The organism is Flavobacteriales bacterium, from assembly GCA_020435415.1.
Taxonomy (GTDB): domain Bacteria; phylum Bacteroidota; class Bacteroidia; order JACJYZ01; family JACJYZ01; genus JACJYZ01.
On the sequence record JAGQZQ010000191.1, the window covers coordinates 1 to 546 of the forward strand.

Consider the following 546-nt stretch of genomic DNA (forward strand, 5'->3'; position numbering starts at 1 on the left):
ACAATACGTTCAAGTTATTCAATTGTGAAGATGGTATTCCAACTTTTGCCTATTCCTATGAGGAAGCAGTAAATAATATCCCTCCTTATTTGTGTAATTTTCAGGTAATGAAAATTCAGACAAAATTCCAGGATGAGGGAATTAATAAACGTACCATATCGCTGGAAGACCAGAAAAGATTAATTCTTGAGGGAAAGGAAATTGAGGAAATCAACTATGAGGGAACAGAATTAGAAAAAACGGTGACCAATAAAGGCACAAATGCATTGATTGTTAAAGAATTCATGGAGGAATGCATCAAAGACCCGAATGGCGTTCTTCCTGGAAAGACTATTTTCTTTTGTGCAAGTAAAGCACATGCAAGAAGGATTGAACAGATTTTTGATTCACTCTATCCTGAATACAATGGTGAACTAGCTAAGGTTTTAGTTTCAGAAGACCCACGGGTTTATGGCAAGGGAGGATTGCTTGACCAGTTCACCCACAACGATATGCCAATAGTGGCAATTAGTGTAGATATGCTCGACACAGGTATTGATGTTCGAG

At 37.7% G+C, this 546-nt stretch carries 1 protein-coding gene; it reads left to right on the plus strand.

Annotated features, from left to right (window positions below):
* Nucleotides 1-546: restriction endonuclease subunit R (locus tag KDD36_15265; protein MCB0398008.1), on the plus strand; the 546-nt coding region annotated here is incomplete at both ends.